This is a genomic window from Citrobacter freundii complex sp. CFNIH4 (genome assembly GCF_002934505.1).
In the GTDB taxonomy this organism is placed as follows: domain Bacteria; phylum Pseudomonadota; class Gammaproteobacteria; order Enterobacterales; family Enterobacteriaceae; genus Citrobacter; species Citrobacter freundii.
Genome location: NZ_CP026231.1, coordinates 378,164 through 392,521 on the forward strand (window position 1 = coordinate 378,164; position 14,358 = coordinate 392,521).

Annotated in this window: 19 protein-coding genes; 16 read left to right on the top strand and 3 right to left on the bottom strand. The window is 47.6% G+C overall.

From position 1 onward, the window contains the following. Positions 1-117: 117 nt before the first annotated feature. From C2U41_RS01940 to C2U41_RS01995, 12 genes are all read left to right on the top strand, one after another. The gene (locus C2U41_RS01940; RefSeq protein ID WP_094543345.1) at positions 118-279 is read left to right on the top strand and encodes an Arc family DNA-binding protein; all 162 of its coding nucleotides are present in this window, start codon (positions 118-120) and stop codon (positions 277-279) included. Then, the gene (locus C2U41_RS01945) at positions 260-970 is read left to right on the top strand and encodes a P22AR C-terminal domain-containing protein (RefSeq protein ID WP_374755694.1); all 711 of its coding nucleotides are present in this window, start codon (positions 260-262) and stop codon (positions 968-970) included. The genes C2U41_RS01940 and C2U41_RS01945 overlap by 20 nt, the downstream gene beginning before the upstream one ends. 67 nt (positions 971-1,037) lie before the next feature. Next, the gene (locus C2U41_RS01950; protein ID WP_094543343.1) at positions 1,038-1,742 is read left to right on the top strand and encodes a Rha family transcriptional regulator; all 705 of its coding nucleotides are present in this window, start codon (positions 1,038-1,040) and stop codon (positions 1,740-1,742) included. Between the two features lie 57 nt (positions 1,743-1,799). Beyond that, complete coding sequence (locus tag C2U41_RS01955) at positions 1,800-2,540, top strand: phage baseplate assembly protein V (RefSeq protein ID WP_048219596.1); 741 nt, start codon at positions 1,800-1,802, stop codon at positions 2,538-2,540. After that, complete coding sequence (locus C2U41_RS01960) at positions 2,540-2,893, top strand: hypothetical protein (protein ID WP_016239889.1); 354 nt, start codon at positions 2,540-2,542, stop codon at positions 2,891-2,893. The genes C2U41_RS01955 and C2U41_RS01960 overlap by 1 nt, the downstream gene beginning before the upstream one ends. Continuing rightward, positions 2,894-4,093: a baseplate J/gp47 family protein gene (locus C2U41_RS01965; RefSeq protein ID WP_103849109.1), complete on the top strand. Its 1,200-nt coding sequence runs from the start codon at positions 2,894-2,896 to the stop codon at positions 4,091-4,093. Continuing rightward, complete coding sequence (locus C2U41_RS01970; RefSeq protein WP_049043303.1) at positions 4,090-4,770, top strand: DUF2612 domain-containing protein; 681 nt, start codon at positions 4,090-4,092, stop codon at positions 4,768-4,770. The genes C2U41_RS01965 and C2U41_RS01970 overlap by 4 nt, the downstream gene beginning before the upstream one ends. Beyond that, positions 4,770-6,071 (top strand): gp53-like domain-containing protein, encoded by a 1,302-nt coding sequence (locus tag C2U41_RS29625; protein ID WP_233901288.1) that lies wholly within the window; start codon positions 4,770-4,772, stop codon positions 6,069-6,071. The genes C2U41_RS01970 and C2U41_RS29625 overlap by 1 nt, the downstream gene beginning before the upstream one ends. A 1-nt stretch (position 6,072) precedes the next feature. Further along, a complete protein-coding gene (locus C2U41_RS01980; protein ID WP_224776480.1) occupies positions 6,073-6,675 on the top strand; it encodes a tail fiber assembly protein in 603 nt (200 codons plus the stop codon). Positions 6,676-7,037: 362 nt separating this feature from the next. Beyond that, a complete protein-coding gene (locus C2U41_RS01985) occupies positions 7,038-8,222 on the top strand; it encodes a tyrosine-type recombinase/integrase (RefSeq protein WP_103849110.1) in 1,185 nt (394 codons plus the stop codon). After that, positions 8,215-9,843: an RNA-directed DNA polymerase gene (locus C2U41_RS01990; protein WP_103849111.1), complete on the top strand. Its 1,629-nt coding sequence runs from the start codon at positions 8,215-8,217 to the stop codon at positions 9,841-9,843. Before C2U41_RS01985 ends, C2U41_RS01990 begins: the two co-directional genes overlap by 8 nt. Continuing rightward, positions 9,840-10,580, top strand: a complete 741-nt coding sequence (locus C2U41_RS01995; protein ID WP_103849112.1) for a hypothetical protein — start codon at positions 9,840-9,842, stop codon at positions 10,578-10,580. Before C2U41_RS01990 ends, C2U41_RS01995 begins: the two co-directional genes overlap by 4 nt. A 311-nt stretch (positions 10,581-10,891) precedes the next feature. On the opposite strand, the gene C2U41_RS02005 is transcribed toward C2U41_RS01995, so the two are convergent. Genes C2U41_RS02005 through C2U41_RS02015 form a run of 3 tightly spaced genes read right to left on the bottom strand, consistent with a single transcriptional unit; the run spans position 10,892 to position 12,454 of the window. Further along, positions 10,892-11,458, bottom strand: a complete 567-nt coding sequence (locus C2U41_RS02005; protein WP_103849113.1) for a phage polarity suppression protein — start codon at positions 11,456-11,458, stop codon at positions 10,892-10,894. 16 nt (positions 11,459-11,474) lie between these two features. Then, on the bottom strand, positions 11,475-11,720 hold the full coding sequence (locus C2U41_RS02010) for an ogr/Delta-like zinc finger family protein (protein ID WP_000984211.1): 246 nt from the start codon (positions 11,718-11,720) through the stop codon (positions 11,475-11,477). Then, on the bottom strand, positions 11,717-12,454 hold the full coding sequence (locus C2U41_RS02015) for a hypothetical protein (RefSeq protein ID WP_002444335.1): 738 nt from the start codon (positions 12,452-12,454) through the stop codon (positions 11,717-11,719). The genes C2U41_RS02010 and C2U41_RS02015 overlap by 4 nt, the downstream gene beginning before the upstream one ends. A gap of 540 nt (positions 12,455-12,994) precedes the next feature. Here C2U41_RS02015 and C2U41_RS02025 point away from each other — a divergent pair. The 4 genes from C2U41_RS02025 to C2U41_RS02040 are packed head-to-tail and all read left to right on the top strand — an operon-like array spanning position 12,995 to position 14,350. Then, positions 12,995-13,261: a helix-turn-helix transcriptional regulator gene (locus tag C2U41_RS02025; RefSeq protein WP_000556587.1), complete on the top strand. Its 267-nt coding sequence runs from the start codon at positions 12,995-12,997 to the stop codon at positions 13,259-13,261. After that, positions 13,258-13,809 carry a host cell division inhibitor Icd-like protein gene (locus tag C2U41_RS02030; RefSeq protein ID WP_034920516.1) on the top strand — a complete coding sequence of 184 codons (552 nt, stop codon included), beginning with the start codon at positions 13,258-13,260 and terminating at the stop codon, positions 13,807-13,809. Before C2U41_RS02025 ends, C2U41_RS02030 begins: the two co-directional genes overlap by 4 nt. After that, positions 13,806-14,033: a hypothetical protein gene (locus C2U41_RS02035; RefSeq protein ID WP_002444348.1), complete on the top strand. Its 228-nt coding sequence runs from the start codon at positions 13,806-13,808 to the stop codon at positions 14,031-14,033. The genes C2U41_RS02030 and C2U41_RS02035 overlap by 4 nt, the downstream gene beginning before the upstream one ends. After that, entirely contained in the window at positions 14,030-14,350 is a 321-nt protein-coding gene (locus tag C2U41_RS02040; protein ID WP_021563885.1) for a DUF5375 domain-containing protein, read from the top strand. The genes C2U41_RS02035 and C2U41_RS02040 overlap by 4 nt, the downstream gene beginning before the upstream one ends. Positions 14,351-14,358 lie beyond the last annotated feature (8 nt).

Below are 14,358 nucleotides of genomic sequence, written 5' to 3' on the forward strand. Positions count from 1 at the left end.
AGTGATTCCTCGTACAAAACTAGCTTCATAATGTAGTCAAAATTCATTTGACATGATAGTTACATGATGTAGTATTTAGCCATGACTACATCATGTAACCAAATGGTTGGGGGTATAATGGAAAACGCAAGTAACATCGCACCAACAGGGATTCGGTTCCCTGAACAACTGAAAGAAATAATTAAGAAAGCTGCAAAGCAAGAAGGGCGCTCCGTGAACAGCGAGGTGATTAAACGCATTGAAAGGAGTCTGAAAGAAGATGGCTTTATTAAAGCGTAATAACAGCGAAGCCCGGAAGTGCGCTAACACAAACCGGGCCTCTATGTCAGTAACCGTATGCAAGGAAACCAACATGAGCATTGTAGCGAAATCAGATCTCAACTTCCAAGGTATTCATCTGCAACCAGTCGAAAATATTGATGAAACTTGGTTAACCGCCAGCCAGATTGGTTATGCGCTTCAGTATGCTGATGATAAAGCTGTTCAACGGATCTATTCGCGTCATGCTGATGAATTTACAGAGAAAATGACAGGGATGGTCAAAGTGACCACCCCTTACGGAGACCAGATGACTCGCGCGTTTTCTCTGCGTGGCGCACACCTGATCGCCATGTTTGCCCGCACCCCAAAAGCTAAAGAGTTTCGCCGCTGGGTTCTGGATATCCTTGATCGTGAAGTTTCGAATTCCCCGATAGCTAAGCAGTTCAGTGATGAAGAACTCTGCACCCTGGCTTACCTCTGGCGCTCAAGCGCAGTGATGTTTGAAGCGTGTAAAGAGGTTTATCCGCTTCTGTGCGTAGCCGAGCATCGTATGGCTCCGAGATTCGGCTCCATCGGCACAAATTACACTCGAAACATCAATAAAGCGCGAATGCTGTTGCAACGCGAAACCTCTCACATAGAAGAACATCCATGGGGAGACAACAACTGGAAGAACGTCTTCTCTTATGGGAAAGGATTTTTGCAATGATGCAAAAAGAAAAACCGCCAGCTGTAACTGGCGGTCCACTGAAGTCTAACAACGTATCGGAACGTATATGACTAAACAAACTGTAGCAAATGCAAGATCTGTTGTCACTAAAATGTCAAGCCGTGAGATTGCTAAATTGACCGGTAAGCGGCACGACAATGTTATGGCCGATTGCCGCAAAATGTTCGATTCGCTCAATCTTCAATCTCCTGACTTCTCAGGAGATTACCAGGATGATCGAGGGAGGACATATCAGGAGTATTGGCTTGACCAAGATTTGACCATGACACTGATGATGGGGTATAGCATCCCACTGCGCCATAAGGTTGCTACTCGTTGGCGTCAGCTTGAGTCTGGTAGTGTCGCGCCGCTTAAATCAGCCTCTCACCTGCCAGAATTTCGCCGTGCGCGAGCTATTAAAATGGAGGTTGAGGCTATCAGTCTGGCGCTGTCTTACATGCCAAAATTAAGTGATGTGGCAAAGCAGACCGCAATGGCTCGCGCTGTCAATGATGCTGCTGGCATTGAGCTTCTTCCGTTACCTAAACTGGAAGATCACTACCATAGCGCGACAGAGGTGGCAGAAATGCTTGGTGTGTCCGCTCAGAAAATCGGGCGCATTGCCAACGCGAATAACCTGAAAACTGACGAGTACGGTATTTTCGTAATGGACAAATCAGTGCACTCCAGCAAGCAGGTCGAAGCTTTTCGCTATAACACCGAGGGCGTCAAAGCTCTGCGTCATCTTGTTCATGGCGCTAATGTAGCTTAGTTATTAACAGATAATTGATACCAAACCAGCTTCGGCTGGTTTTTTTATGGGGTTTTTATGCCAATTCCAACTCAATCACAGATCGGCGGCGAGCAGCAGACCGCGCAGGCCATTGCCGATTCGGTGTCTACCCAGATGCGTGTAGCGATGCCCGGCATCATTCAGTCGTTCGATCCTGATACTGTTACCTGCACGGTAGAGGTAGCGCTTCGCGGTATTGTTGGCGATGGCTCTACCGAATTAAAACCGCTGGTGGATGTGCCGGTTATCTTTCCGCGCGGCGGCGGTTGCACGCTGACCTTTCCGGTAAAAGAAGGCGACGAGTGTCTGCTGATCTTTGCTGACCGATGCATAGATTTCTGGTGGCAGAGCGGCGGCGTTCAGGAGACCGTCGACCCGCGCCAGCATGACTTGTCTGATGCGTTCGCCATCGTTGGCCCGCAGTCGCAAGCACAGAAAATCAGCGGTATCAGTACTAGCGCCGCGCAGCTGCGAACCGATGATGGCGCGGCGTTCGTAGAGGTCGCCGCAGGACATAACATCACCATTAAAACGCCGGGCCAGCTTACGGCTACGGCTGAAGGTGGAACGACAATCACATCCCCGACTATCACGCTGAACGGCAACGTAACGATTAACGGTAACCTGTCTCAGGGAATGGGAGAAAGTGGTGGTACTGCGACGATGCTTGGGCCGGTTACGGTAACGAATGATGTGACAGCTTCAGGTATAAGTGTCGCCACGCATAAACATGGCGGAGTTCAGACAGGCGGGGGAACTACTGGAGGGCCGCAATAATGCGATACCGTCGCGAAGATGCTGACGGCGATTACACTTTCGGGCAGGGTGACGATACCTTCCTTATCGACAGCCCGGAGTGTGTCGCCCAGGCAGTAAAAACCCGCTTCGAGCTGTGGCGCGGTCAGTGGTTTCTCGATCTGACGGAAGGCACGCCGTATGTTCAGTCGGTGCTTGGTAAACAGCGATCTGACGTCTACATCCTGGCTATACGTGAACGCATACAGGACACACCGGGCGTTCTGTCGATTCTTTCCTTCGATACCAATTATGACGGCACCAGCCGTCGCGTCACCTTCACTTCCTCCATTGACACAATCTACGGCCAGACGACTGTAACAAGCGAGGCATAAATGGCTTTGAACCTCGACACGCTGGGGCTATCGGCAACGGTAACCGCCCAGGGGATTAGTGCGCCTGATTACCAGACAATCCTAGATACACTGACCAGCTATTTCAGGCAGATTTACGGTAGTGATGCCTACCTCGAACCAGACAGCAAAGACGGGCAGATGGTCGCGCTGGCGGCTCTTGCCGTGCATGACGCTAACAACACCGCTATCGAGATTTACAACTCGTTTTCACCGATGACAGCGCAGGCCGCAGCGCTTAGCAGCAATGTGAAAATTAACGGGATCACGCGAAAAGTAGCGACAAACTCTACTGCTGACCTTCTGTTAACCGGTACGGCAGGCACGACTATCACGAATGGCTCCGCACGGGATAAAAACGGCATTATCTGGAATTTTCCCGCGAGTGTAGCGATCGGCGTTGACGGTACTGTGCTGGTGACGGCCACATGTGCGAATAGCGGTTCGGTTGCGGCGATGGCCGGGACTATCACCACCATTAACACACCGACTCGCGGATGGGTATCAGTCACCAACCCAGCAGCGGCTACGGTTGGTTCTCCGGCCGAGACAGACGCGGAGCTTCGCATCCGGCAGGGCCAGAGCGTCGCGCTACCGTCAATCACCCCGTTTGAAGGTGTCGACGGTGCTATTGCTAATGTTAATGGCGTGACACGTCACAAACTGTACGAGAATGACACTGGCTCGACAGATAGCAACGGGCTGCCGCCTCATTCCATTTCTGCGATTGTTGACGGCGGTGATGTGACAGAAATCGCCCAGACTATCAGGGGCAATAAAGGGCAGGGAACAGCAACTTACGGGAAAACTTCTGTCACGGTGCCAGATACTTACGGTAATCCCCACGTCATTAACTTTTCGCGCTCGACCGACGTACCGATTTTCGTAGCCATTACCCTGAAAGTTTTTACCGGGTATACCTCTCAAATCGGCGAGCAGATCAAACAGGCTGTTGCCGATTATATTAATGGCCTGACAATTGGCGACGACGTGCTGCTGAGCCGTATTTATTCCCCGGCAAACCTTGGCGTGGTGAGCGGCGGAAATGCCCGCTATTACGATATTACCGACCTGCTGATCGGTAAGTCATCAGGCAGCGTATCGGCATCAAACATTGATATTGCCTATGATGCTTCTGCGTCCTGTAGCACCGCGAATATCAGTATCACGGTGACCTCATGAGCAAATACACCGAACTGATCACTAACTACCACGCTACCAAGCCACTCTTTTTTGACCATATAGATCTGAGCACCCGCCCGCTGATTGATGTGTCCAGCACTATGTCAGGGCTTATAACAGCCTTCGATATCGATACTGCTGTCGGTGTACAGCTCGACATCCTCGGTCTGTGGATCGGACGCAGTCGCATAGTCAGCCAGCCAATTAGCGGAGTTTATTTCAGCTGGGACACTGACGGGCTTGGATATGACCAGGGCATCTGGCAGGGGCCATATGATCCTGATTCTGGCTATACGACGCTAAGCGATGAGACGTACCGCATCATTCTGAAAGCGAAAATCGCTATCAACAACTGGGATGGCCGCAATGATTCACTGCCTCCCATCCTTGACGCTGCTACCGCAGGCTCAGGCCTGAGGATGCAAATTGTCGACAACCAGGACATGACGATATCGGTCTGGGTATTCCCCGAGACTGATATTTCTGATGTGTCACTCGAACTGATTGCCGCTATTAAACAGGGCTATCTCACCGTTAAAGCAGCTGGCGTATGGGCCGGTGATGTTGAAACGCCTTCGGTAGAAGCACCATCCGAGGGCTCTAAATTCTTTGGGTTTGATATGGATAACGAATACATCGGTGGGTTCGATGTTGGAGCATGGGGGACAATACTCTAATGGCAACAAACAACTTTAAACCGTTCGCGACAGCGGCAAATGCTAACGTGACGGCCCAGGCTGACTGGGAATCGCTTCCGGCTCTGCTTTCTGGCTTCACGGCTGGCAAAGCTTCCAGTGCTCAGGTAAACAAAGCCATTCGACAGGCCAGCTTTATAGCTGCAGCGCTGGCGCAGTACACCGCCAACAAAAGCGGTCTGGATGTACTTGATGATGGTGACCTGAACGGGTTTATCGCCAAAATGTCCGCCGCGTTCGGTAAGGATTTCCAGGCGCTTGACGCCACGCTGACGGCGTTGGCAGGGCTCACAACCGGTGCAAATAAACTCCCGTATTTCACTGGAACTGATACCGCATCGCAGACTGATTTAACTTCTGTCGGTCGAGATATTATCGGGAAAGGTACTATTGCTGACATTCTCACATACCTTGGTCTGGGAAAGACCGACACTCCAAAGTTTGGTGGACTGAAGGCACCCTCTATAACTTTACTGGATGGAAAGATAATCCTCACCTCTTCTACAGATGGGACGACATTAGTCTTTACCGTGAGTGGGGGGCCTGTTGCAGAAATAAAAGCGGGTAGCTTCTTTCATAAAAAAATTATCTCTGCAGGTGAGGTTCTTCAGTCACCAAAATACATCTTCAGAGATGGGGATATTATTTTCTACTCAGGTCCAAATAATCTTGTCATGCAGGTTGGCGGTAAAGATGTTGCAACGCTGACGTCAGATAGTTTTTATCACGTTAAACAGGTAGCCGCGGCTGAATCACTTAAGGCACCAAAGGTCGTATTGCGTGATGGCGATGTGAATCTAATTGGCGGCGCTAACAACCTGGTTATTCAGGTTGGTGGCAACGATATTGCCTCGCTGACGCCGGGGAATAATTTCTTTAAAGGAAAGCTCACAGCTGAAACCAGTCTCCAGGTTGGTAGCACCTGCATTCTGGCTACTGACGGTAATTTAACAGGAAGTAAATGGGGCGGCTGGCTGGACGCATTCATGAAAGATGGCATGTCTACTGACGGGAATGGGTTGTGGTGGGATGCTTTTTCATCTCAGCTCCAGTTCCGTGTTGGAGACTGGAACATACCTGATGCTGCAGGAGGAGCAGGCACTAGCGTGACTTTCCCCAAAGCGTTTAAAAATGGGTGCCTTATGGTTATTCCCATCCCTGGCAATGGCGGCGCTTCACAGCAAATAGGAAGTCAGAGTTACTCAGCTTCTGGCGCGGTGCTTCAAAAAGGTGCGAGTGATAATAACCCTCGCTCCGGTAAATATCTGGCAATCGGGTACTGATATGAATTCACAATATTATTACAGCGCGTCATGGCGTGCTTTTTTTGCACTTCCTGATGATGAAGATAAGATTCCTGCCGAATGGCCGGTGGATGTTTTACCCGTTACTGATATGGATTATCAGCAGCTGCAGGCGGGAGTTGAAACGGGGAAAATTATCGTTCCCGATGATACCGGGCACCCGGTATTGTCGTGGCGATATTATTACAGCGCTTCACGCCAGGGTTTTTTCCCTGTAGATGACAAGCGTGAGTACGAATCTGGCGCGGGATGGCCTGAGGATGCAATTCCTGTTACGGACTCTGATTATAAGGCACTCTTTGATGCTCAGGGTAAAGGTAAAATCATTAAGCCTGATGACAATGGCTATCCTGTAGCGTCAGAACCTGTGATTGATTATGTTGCGACCGCCGAAGCTGAACGTACCAGCAGAATGTCAGCATTGACACTTCGTATCAATAGTCTTGTTGAGGCACAGGATGATGGTGATATTGCCGATGCAGAACTGGCAGAACTCACTGCGTTGCGGGAGTATCGTACTAAATTACGCCGACTGGATGTAAGCAATGCGCCAGATGTTGAGTGGCCTGCTTATCCTGCATAGGAACCTATAGGAGAAAGTCTGGAGCATTGTTGTGCCATTTTTGTGTCGCACACGGTAAAACGTAGTCCACTTTCTTACATCACGTGCCATCAAGTTACTTATTGTGAATGCGGCAATGTATATGTAAAACAGCTAGTTAAATGTGATTCTACTAATTCGTAATGCGAAGGTCGTAGGTTCGACTCCTATTATCGGCACCATCTCAACTTCCTCAAACGTCCGTATTAGTCCGTAAATCTACTGATTTATAACGTTTTTTCTTATTTTGAGTCCATAGTAGTCCGTAACCATCCAGTAGAATCCGGTACTGAATGTGTATAGGATTGTGTATATGTTCCTGTTCGGTCTGGATTCCTATACACATGCCTTTAAACGATATGCAGATTCGCCGCGCTAAGCCTGAAGCTAAAGCCTATACACTTGGAGATGGGCAAGGGCTGTCTTTGCTTATAGAACCTAATGGAAGCAAGAGCTGGCGGTTCCGCTATCGTTTTGCCGGTAAACCAAAAATGATCTCGCTGGGTGTGTACCCGACGATCACACTTGCCGATGCGCGTTCTCGTCGCGACGATGCTCGAAAACTGGTAGCCGAAGGAAAGAATCCGAGTGAGGTTAGAAAAGAGCAGAAGATTGCTTTGCAAACGGAATCCGAAAGCGCGTTTGAAAAGATAGCCACAGAGTGGCATCAGATGAAGTCCGCCAAATGGTCGGTAGGATATGCGTCAGATATCATGGAAGCGTTTCAGAACGATATTTTTCCTTATGTGGGTACGAGACCTGTCGGCGAAATTAAACCGCTAGAACTGCTTAATGTGCTGCGTAAAATCGAAAAGCGCGGTGCATTAGAAAAAATGCGCAAAGTTCGGCAGCGATGCTCAGAAGTTTTCCGCTATGCCATTGCTACAGGAAGGGCTGAATTTAATCCTGCAGCGGATCTCTCCAGTGCTCTTGAAGTACATCAATCCAATCATTTCCCGTTCTTAAAGGCTGATGAGATACCTGATTTTCTGTGTGCTTTAGACAGTTACACAGGTAGTCGGCTTGTCCAGATTGCTACGAAGTTACTGATGATTACGGGTGTAAGAACCATCGAATTACGGGCTGCATTATGGTCGGAATTTGATCTGGATAACGCTATTTGGGAAATTCCAGCAGAAAGGATGAAAATGCGTAGGGCACACCTTGTGCCACTGTCGTCTCAAGCGTTAGATTTACTTAATGAACTCAAAATGATGACAGGGAATTATCGTTATGCATTTCCGGGGCGGAACGATCCGAACAAGCCGATGAGTGAAGCAAGCATAAATCAGGTAATCAAACGCATTGGTTATGGCGGTAAAGTCACTGGTCATGGATTTCGACATTCCTTATCTACTATCCTCCATGAAAAAGGATATGATTCAGCTTGGATAGAAATACAACTTGCGCATATAGATAAGAATAATATTAGAGGTACGTATAATCATGCTCAATATATTGATAAGCGCCGAGATATGATGCAGTGGTATTCAAGTTATATTTTAAATAAGGAGATTGTGAATGAGTAACGAGTTTGATAGTAACAAATTAGAAAATTGTTTTGAGCTTGCGTTGGAAAATATCATTAAACACGGTGATACAGATATTTTCCCTTATCCATTCGAAAGTCGGTTGTTTGAAGATGATAAGGAGAAAGTAAAAACTGCATTAATGCAAACATTTGATGACTTTGAAAATAAACGGATCGAGATTCCACCAAACATAATTAATAGTTTTTCGAGTATCGGTTATTATGGTTACAGGTGGGCAAGTCAAATAGACCCATTTTGGAATGCTTTCTTTCTTGGTTTGGTTTTAAAAATCGCAGATGATATAGAAAGGAATAGATCTACCAGAACTCAGGTTTATTCATATCGCTTTAAACCAAACCTTGCAGATGGTTCTCTTTTTGATAAGGATATTTCATGGAGAAAATATCAAGAAGACAGTATCACTGAATGTTCTAATGATGAAATAAAATATGTGCTTACATGCGATATAGCAGATTTCTATCCGCGTATTTATCATCACCGTTTAGAAAATGCGTTAGACAGAATAGATCCCAACAAAGATTACGCTGGCAAAATTAAGAAATTATTGCAGACATTTAGTGAAACAAAATCATATGGAGTACCAGTTGGATGCCCTGCATCTAGAATATTAGCAGAACTAGCGCTAGATTCTATTGATAAATTATTGTCTATGAATGGAATTAACTACAAACGTTATGTCGACGATTTTGTTATCTTTTGTCACTCTAGGGAGGATGCTCATAAGGTTTTAACTTTGCTTAGTAAAAAATTGATGGAAAATGAAGGGCTGACTTTACAGAAACAAAAAACCAATATTGTTACTAAAGAAGAGTTTCTTTCAGTTACTAAAGCTAAATTGCATGGTAATGATGAAGATGAAGAATCTCCTATGAAGGCTAAATTTATGAGTCTGCCTATAAGGTTTGATCCTTATTCAGCGAACGCAATAGAAGAATATGAAGAGATAAAGGAATCCTTAAAAGATTTTGACTTGTTAGCAATGTTGAGTAGCGAATTACAAAAATCAAAAATCAATCAATCTTTTAGCAAGCATTTGATAAAGGCATTCTCAGCAACATCAGACGAAATAATAAGCAGTGCTTTCAAAGTAATGTTCAATAACTTGCATGAGTTGTATCCAATATTTACAACAATAATTCAAGTGGCTAATTCCAACTGGCAAAAGTTAAGCACAGAAACCAAAGATATAATTCTTGATAAGATAACTGCACTAATTAAAGAAGATTCATATATTTTGAGTACTGAGCTTAACTTAGCCTATGTAGCCCGAATGCTCTCAAAAGAAAATTCAGAAAAATCCACTCTAATTCTTAGTGATATATACAATAAGAATCCAGAAAGCATCTTAGTCAAAAACATAGTTACTCAGTCAATGGCAAAGATTAATTCTTACGCATGGCTTTCTGACATCAAAAAAAACTTTTCTGCAATGCATCCGTTACAGAGAAGACTATTGATTGTTTCAAGTTATATCTTGGGTGATGAAGGAAGGCACTGGAGAGAGCATAATAAGAAATCATTCAACTTTATAGAGATGATTTATAGGGATTGGGCAAGTCAAAGACATACCGCAAGAAATCTTGAGGATGCGCTATGATTTCTGAATTAACATTTTCTAGAAAATTCACTTCATTTTGGAATCAATTACTTCCAAATGCTAATAACTTCATACGCATTATTAACGGCAGTCTCATAGATGACGTTTATCCCCCTCTAGATGATACTGCTAACAGGTCAAATAACGTCTTTGTCAATGAATGTGCATTTAATTTATATACAGCAATACAGAATGATTTATTAGACAGGGATATTCTTTTAGCGCAAGATATATTCCATCGCGCTGATTTTCAGGATATTTTTGAAAAAACAAAAGAATATCTACAGCGATTCTCTTATGGTTCTAACTTCAAACTACCTTTAAGTATGATCGAATATAATACCATCAGGGAAATTGCAAGAAATATTTTCTCTCGATATGGAATGGAAAACCAAGTTGAAGTATCTCCACAGTTCGATGGATGCGGAGTAATTAATAACTCATATGGCGATATTTACTATTCAAATGTTCTTGTTGAAATAAAATCAGGAGACAGGAAGTTTAGTGTTTACGATCTTAGACAGGTGCTTATATATTTCACCTTAAACTTTTACTCAAAGAATAAAAGACCTATCAAGAGGTTTGAACTTTTCAATCCTCGAATGGGTATCACTTATAGTGATTCCATTGTCAGCCTTTGCAAAGAGCTAGCATTTATTCAACCTGAAGAATTGTACTTTGAAATAATGAATTCTATTACAGAGGAAAATTTCATAGTAACTGAAATGCAACGCTAGATATCCCGCAAGACCACTGCAATTCATTGTAGTGGTCTTTTTCTAAACGTTCCTTCTGGCGAATAATGCCTGAAAACCAAAAAATTTATAGGAAATTAAATTATCAGCCTCAGCGCGCAATGCTCTCCCCGCCACGCCTGCCCGCTTAATGGGCCGCTTTTAATGCAGGTGCAAAGATGGTCTCAGGCCGCGCCACGACTGGCGCTGGTCTGGCATGCCGGAGCGAGAAAATGCATGCAAAACCATGCACCTTATGGATGCATGGCTTATTTCGTTAAAAATAGCGGGATTTACGGGGATTTTTTGACAGGCTACTGCGCGGCCAGTCCGGCGCGTCGACGGGTGTAAATCATGTTCTGTGCAGGGGTGAATTTTTCACGATTATCATCCCGCGAAGGCGCGTCAGGCCTGTATCCGATGGCCGTTAAAATATCTTTATCCTGTGCAGAATAATTAATGTCATTTCCAGCGGTCAGCCAGACGGAAAGAGCTTCCCTCAGGTAAGCGACTGAACGGTCAAGCGCGCGATTTTTTATCATCGCGGGCTGGTTTTTAATCCCCATCAGCTCCGGTGCCAGTGCGGCGGCCAGCTCTGCGCCGTTCTGCTGCATAAAATCATGCAGCCGGTTACGGATGCTGATGCGCTGCACCTCCTCGTGCGAGAAGATGTAGCGACCGGCGGCCTGATTAACTTCCCATTTTTTTACGTCAATCAGGTCACGCAGCATCGGTAATCTGCGGGAGCCTGATACATTGTCATCCAGCAATAATTCCTGATATTCCTGCATTGCGGCGGCCAGTTCGGTTTTACGGTTCAGCCACGCGGTTTTGTTCGTCTGACAGGCGTCATAGGCCTGCTGTAAGGTCAGAGTGGTCACGGGTTGTCTCTCCTGATTAATGGCGGAACGGCGAGCTGTAGCAGCCTTTTACCCGACGGGGTGCCACGGGGGCTGTCGGCACCGGCGCGGGTTTCTCATCGACGACCGGCGAACGTATCACTTCAAAGATGGACTCATGCGTTTTGAATGTCGCCGAGCAGTGCACATTCTGGCACTGCAGGTAACTCTCTTTGACGCTCTCAGACATATAGCGGCTGGTGCGAACGTGTGCCGCCGTGCGGCAGAAAGGGCAGCGCATCATGACAATAACCCCCGTGCTTTCAGGTCAGCTTCACGTTCCCGCATTTTTTCCTGCCAGACTTTTCGCTGACCGGGCGTGGTCGCAACGTCATGTTCCATATGCGGCAGTGTGGAAGCCGACAGCCCTGTTTTAAACAGCACCGGTTCATCGGTCAGACGGATATTGCAGCCCTTTACGGCCTGTTCAAGCCACGCTTTCACCTGCTGCATTACAACTTTTTCCGGTTCGATATATCCCTGATGCCCGGTCGTATTAGCAAGCGGATTATTCAGAACCAGTATGTTGAGTTTCATTGCTCTGATGAGGGCACTGCAGCTTTCACGCAGGGCAGCATCAAGTTCATGCTCTGCATACTGACTGAGGACGCCGTGATGTGCCTGACGGTATGCTCTGGCCGTGCGGTCACAGGCTCCTTTGAGCCTGTCCAGCTCAAAAGACAGTACCTCGTTCATGCTGTCACATTCCTGCGCCAGTTCCCGCCGTGCCACGCGCGCCAGATGGCGTTGTTTCAGCTCGTCGGTAATGACAGCACCACCGGCACGAAAGGCGGCGCGCCATGCGCCGGAATCATTGCCGTTTTCCTGCTCCAGTTCCTTTTTTTGCGTTTGCACCTGGCTGATGGCCGTCGTGGTTTCATCCATACGGCTGGCATTGACGAGATGCGCCGAGCGGGCAGTCTCAAGGCGTTCCATTGCAGGTTTAAGGTAGTCGGGAATAACAGCGGTCTGAGTCATGTCGGGTCTCCTCTTCGTTTCAACCTGAGGAGATTCTGCCGCGCCAGACACAACAACACGATTCATTGCCGTTGTGGCAAAAATGGCACAAACAGACCTTAAAACCCGGCTGGCCAGAGAAAGGTCTCAGGAAAACCTTACTCACTGTTTGTTTTTTTACTTATAACTATTCACTACTGTTCACTGAAAAGAAAAAGATAAGTAATACAGTAAGATAAAGGGTGAACAGTTGAGGGTGTAACTGTTCACCGACTGTTCACTACTGTTCACCTTTTGCTTTTTGCCTGGGGTGTCGGATTTAGTCTTTTTTCCGATTAATTATGAGGAAATATATAAGTGAAAGTACTTAAAGTTACTGCAATGTAATGCATTGATTTGCATCTGTTTGCCAGCGTTTGCCATTGTTCAAAAATCGCTCTGTTGTGTGACGAGGAGCTATAAAAAGACTTGTTGCCCTGAGGGAAAATATTCACAAAATAGAGAGCTACCCGAAGCCGGACGGACACGACCGGCACTGTATGGACTTTGTGAGGTAGCCCGATGCACACCGCTTTTTCTTCCCCGTCTTCTGCCCCTGCCGCGCCGCTGATGCCGGTCTCTGATACCGTTCATGAGCGCTTTATCCGTCTGCCCGAAGTGATGCATCTGTGCGGCCTGTCCCGGTCGACCATTTACGACCTCATCAGCCGCGAGGCTTTCCCGAAACAAATCAGCCTGGGCGGTAAAAACGTGGCGTGGGCGCAGTCTGAAATCACCGCATGGATGGCAGATCGTATTGCCGAACGCAACCGGGGCTATGACGCATGATGATGACCGTTCAGCAAACCGTCCCTTTTTCTGGCTTGCTTCTTTTCGCCGTTTCCAGGTATAGTTTCCCCGCTGTCGCAAAATCGGCAGCCGGGCGTAGGAACCCGAGTTACTTCAAGGCGACACCAGACGCGCCATGCGTCTTTTTTTATGTCGTTGCTCAGGCACACCCATTTTTCGGGCTGTGGTGCTTATACCTTAGCCCCTGTCAGATAATGGTGGTCCGGGCGGGGCAGCCTTCGGGCTGGCCGGTTTCCTTGAAGGCCGGTATTCCTACCCCCGTTCGGGTCACCACCCATGAGCGTAGGAACTCCGGTGGTGGCAATAACCGCTACTTCAAGGAGGTTGCCCCTATGGCTACGACCCTCACTCCGTCACACCCGCAGTTTGTCTTTGTGTTTGCCGCCGTTCGTCGTGCAGACCGTAAACCCCGTATCTGTATGCTCCGCACTGTTGCCGGTGATGAACACGCCGCACGGCTTTCCCTCGTTCGCGATTACGTCCTCTCGTTCGCTGGCCGCCTGCCGGTTGCGGAGGTGCGCGCATGAAACACACCACCATTACCGCCCGTGACCTCGAATGCCTTGAGCACATGCGCAACATCGGCCAGCTCGTCAATGAGCTGATGCAGGTGCAGGACTGTGCGACCGTCAGGCGTGACCCGGTGCAGCAGTCACAGCTCACCTCCGTGATTTACCTCATGACCGCCCAGCTCGACGGTGTGGTCGAACGCTGCAATCAGCAGTGGCTGACCGGGGAAGGGAATGTATGAAAAAGCCATTACCCCCCGTATTACGCGCCGCGCTGTATCGTCGCGCCGTGGCCTGTGCATGGCTGACGGTATGCGAGCGTCAGCACCGCTATCCCTACCTCACCCTCGATGCACTGGAAAGCGCCATTGCCGCCGAGCTGGAGGGTTTCTATCTGCGTCAGCACGGTGAGGAAAAAGGCCGTCAGATTGCCTGCGCACTGCTGGAAGATTTAATGGAAGCCGGACCACTCAAGGCCGCGCCCTCACTGTCCTTTCTCGGGCTCGCGGTGATGGATGAACTTTGCGCCCGTCATATCACATCGCCTGTATTGCACTGAGGGAGAAA

Coding starts and splice junctions, on each gene's coding strand:
- C2U41_RS01965 (WP_103849109.1), top strand. CDS start 2,894: ATGGCTTTGAACCTCGACACGCTGGGGCTATCGGCAACGGTAACCGCC.
- C2U41_RS01990 (WP_103849111.1), top strand. CDS start 8,215: ATGAGTAACGAGTTTGATAGTAACAAATTAGAAAATTGTTTTGAGCTT.
- C2U41_RS02035 (WP_002444348.1), top strand. CDS start 13,806: ATGAAACACACCACCATTACCGCCCGTGACCTCGAATGCCTTGAGCAC.
- C2U41_RS01945 (WP_374755694.1), top strand. CDS start 260: ATGGCTTTATTAAAGCGTAATAACAGCGAAGCCCGGAAGTGCGCTAAC.
- C2U41_RS29625 (WP_233901288.1), top strand. CDS start 4,770: ATGGCAACAAACAACTTTAAACCGTTCGCGACAGCGGCAAATGCTAAC.
- C2U41_RS01985 (WP_103849110.1), top strand. CDS start 7,038: ATGCCTTTAAACGATATGCAGATTCGCCGCGCTAAGCCTGAAGCTAAA.
- C2U41_RS01950 (WP_094543343.1), top strand. CDS start 1,038: ATGACTAAACAAACTGTAGCAAATGCAAGATCTGTTGTCACTAAAATG.
- C2U41_RS01960 (WP_016239889.1), top strand. CDS start 2,540: ATGCGATACCGTCGCGAAGATGCTGACGGCGATTACACTTTCGGGCAG.
- C2U41_RS02030 (WP_034920516.1), top strand. CDS start 13,258: ATGATGATGACCGTTCAGCAAACCGTCCCTTTTTCTGGCTTGCTTCTT.
- C2U41_RS01955 (WP_048219596.1), top strand. CDS start 1,800: ATGCCAATTCCAACTCAATCACAGATCGGCGGCGAGCAGCAGACCGCG.
- C2U41_RS01980 (WP_224776480.1), top strand. CDS start 6,073: ATGAATTCACAATATTATTACAGCGCGTCATGGCGTGCTTTTTTTGCA.
- C2U41_RS02040 (WP_021563885.1), top strand. CDS start 14,030: ATGAAAAAGCCATTACCCCCCGTATTACGCGCCGCGCTGTATCGTCGC.
- C2U41_RS01970 (WP_049043303.1), top strand. CDS start 4,090: ATGAGCAAATACACCGAACTGATCACTAACTACCACGCTACCAAGCCA.
- C2U41_RS02010 (WP_000984211.1), bottom strand. CDS start 11,720: ATGATGCGCTGCCCTTTCTGCCGCACGGCGGCACACGTTCGCACCAGC.
- C2U41_RS02015 (WP_002444335.1), bottom strand. CDS start 12,454: ATGACTCAGACCGCTGTTATTCCCGACTACCTTAAACCTGCAATGGAA.
- C2U41_RS02025 (WP_000556587.1), top strand. CDS start 12,995: ATGCACACCGCTTTTTCTTCCCCGTCTTCTGCCCCTGCCGCGCCGCTG.
- C2U41_RS01995 (WP_103849112.1), top strand. CDS start 9,840: ATGATTTCTGAATTAACATTTTCTAGAAAATTCACTTCATTTTGGAAT.
- C2U41_RS01940 (WP_094543345.1), top strand. CDS start 118: ATGGAAAACGCAAGTAACATCGCACCAACAGGGATTCGGTTCCCTGAA.